The sequence below is a fragment of the Luteibacter sp. P4_D7_3 genome, from assembly GCF_056401735.1.
On record NZ_JBFUIT010000440.1, the window covers coordinates 1 to 2536 of the forward strand.

The 2536-nt window shown below is 66.9% G+C and carries 2 protein-coding genes; both read right to left on the bottom strand.

What is annotated here, in order from left to right:
• A partial coding sequence (locus AC1DSN_RS21235) for an AAA family ATPase (RefSeq protein WP_477332710.1) occupies positions 1-2038 on the bottom strand: 2038 nt, incomplete at its 3' end.
• On the bottom strand, positions 2035-2536 hold a 502-nt coding region (gene tssG, locus AC1DSN_RS21240), incomplete at its 5' end, for a type VI secretion system baseplate subunit TssG (RefSeq protein WP_477332712.1). The genes AC1DSN_RS21235 and tssG, both read right to left, overlap by 4 nt.

Below are 2536 nucleotides of genomic sequence, written 5' to 3' on the forward strand. Positions count from 1 at the left end.
CCTGGAACTCGCTCATGTTGATGGTGATGAGGTTGTGCTCGCCGCCGTAGAGCGTCTCGGCCAGCGCCAGCGCCGTTTCGGTCTTGCCCAYGCCCGACGTACCGGCGAGCATGAAGACGCCGATGGGTTTGTTGGGATTGTCGAGCCCGGCACGCGAGGTCTGCACGCGTTTGGCGATCATTTCCATGGCATGGTCCTGCCCGATCACTCGCTGGCTCAACAACGCGGCCAGGTTCATGACCGTTTGCAATTCGCTGCGAACCATCCGCCCGACAGGAATACCTGTCCAATCGGCCACCACGGAGGCGACCGCCTGCTGGTCGACCGCGGGCAGGATCAGCGGCGAATCACCCTGGCGTTCCGCCAGTGCCGCCTGCAAGGTCCGCAACTCGACGAGCATGGCCTCGCGTTCCTCAGCACTCAAGCTGCCGGGCATCACTTCATCGCGCGCAGCCCTTTCCAACTCGGTGCCGGTTTCTTCGATCGGCGCTGCGACGTCACGCAGTCGCGCGCGCAGGTCGAGGATGCCCTTGACCAGACTGCTCTCCTGCGTCCACGCCTCTTCCAACCCGACAAGGCGTTGCACTTCAACCACCAGTGCCGCGTCGACTGTGCTCTTGCGCTCCAGCGTGTCGATACCCACCGCGCTCTCACGATCGACGATGGCGCGCTCGACCTCGAGCGCCTCGATACGTCGGCGCGCATCGGCGACGCGCGCCGGTACGGCATGGTGGCTCACTGCCACACGTGCGCACGCGGTGTCGAGCAGGCTCACGCCCTTRTCGGGCAACTGGCGCGCGGGGATGTAGCGGTGCGACAGCCGGACCGCTGCCTCGATCGCCTCATCGAGAACCTGGACGCCATGATGCGTCTCCATCACGCCGGCCACGGTGCGCAGCATCAGCACCGCCTTCGCCTCGTCGGGCTCGCCGACCTGCACGGTCTGGAAGCGCCGGGTGAGCGCAGGATCCTTCTCGATGTGCTTCTTGTATTCGGCCCAGGTGGTGGCGCCGATCGTACGCAGCGTGCCGCGCGCGAGGGTGGGCTTCAGCAGGTTGGCGGCATCGCCCGTGCCAGCTGTGCCACCGGCCCCGACCAGCGTGTGCGCCTCGTCGATGAACAGGATGACCGGCGTCGCCGACGCCTGCACCTCGTCGACCACCTGGCGCAGGCGGCTCTCGAATTCACCCTTCATGCTCGCGCCGGCCTGCAGCAGGCCAACGTCCAGCACGCGTAGTTCCACCTCGCGCAGTGCTGGTGGCACATCACCGGCGACGATGCGCTGTGCGAGACCTTCGGCGATCGCGGTCTTGCCGACGCCGGCCTCGCCCACCAGCATGGGGTTGTTCTGCCGGCGACGCATGAGGATGTCGACGACCTGGCGGATCTCGTCGTCGCGACCGACGACGGGATCGATCTTTCCCTCCCGTGCCTGCGCAGTGAGGTCCACGGTGTAACGCTGCAGCCCCTCCCGCTTACCCAACTGCGCCGGTGCGGGCGAATCGAATCCGGGCCCGGCAGCATTACCCATGCGGAAGCCATCGGATGCAGCGAGGCGCTCCTCTGGTGATCCCGCGATCATGCCGGGAAGCTCTTCGATGAGTCCCTCCGCGCGGAGGCTCGCGAACTCGTTCGAAATCCCTACCAGGACGTGGCGCAGGCGACGCGTGCGTACGATGCCGGCGAGAAGGTAACCCGTGCGCACCTGTGCCTCGCCGAAACTCAGCGTGGCGTACACCCAGCCGCGCTCCACGGCCTCCTCGATATCAGCGGAAAGATCGCTGACCGCGGAAGCACCACCGGGCAGCCGTTCCAGCGCATCGCTTACGTCGCGCGCGAGGCGCGAAGGGTCGATCCCCACGTGGCGGACGATGCGGTGCAGATCGGAATCACCCATCTGCAGGATCTGCTGCAGCCAGTGCACCAGTTCGACCTCGCGATGTCCGCGCAGGCGACAGGCGACGGTGGCGCCCTCGATGGCTTTATAGGCCACGGTGTTGAGCTTACCGAACAGGGCGGTACGGCTGATATCGGTCACGATGACGTCCTCGATCGATTCGGAAGGGAAAGGGGTTGCAGGACGAGGTCGTCGGCGTCTCCCGGGCCGCCGTAACGGCCCATCCACGCGGACAGGCCCATGCGGCTGCCGCGTCCCAGGTGCGTGAGAGGCACCTCGTCGCGGCGCAGCACCAGTTGAACGTCCCAGTCGAGCCCGTCGCCGACGTAGAAGCGCACAGCGGCGAGCAACTCAGCGAGGGCTTCTCCGCCGGGCAGGAAGYGCCGGTAATCAGCAAACGCCATCGGCCCCAGCCGGATACGAAAGCGGTGCTGCGCGGCGCGCACGGCGGCGCCGAGCACCGACGTCGTGCCCAGGCCCGCCATGGCGGCACCCATGCGCAGCCGCCCGTCGTCAGGCAGGGTCAGCCACGTCACCGCGAATTCTTCAAGATTCACGGGCACGTCGAAGAAGGCAGCAAGCAGGGCCACGAGGCCTTCGGCATTCCTCGCCTGGGCGACGAGGCGCCCGGCCATGTAT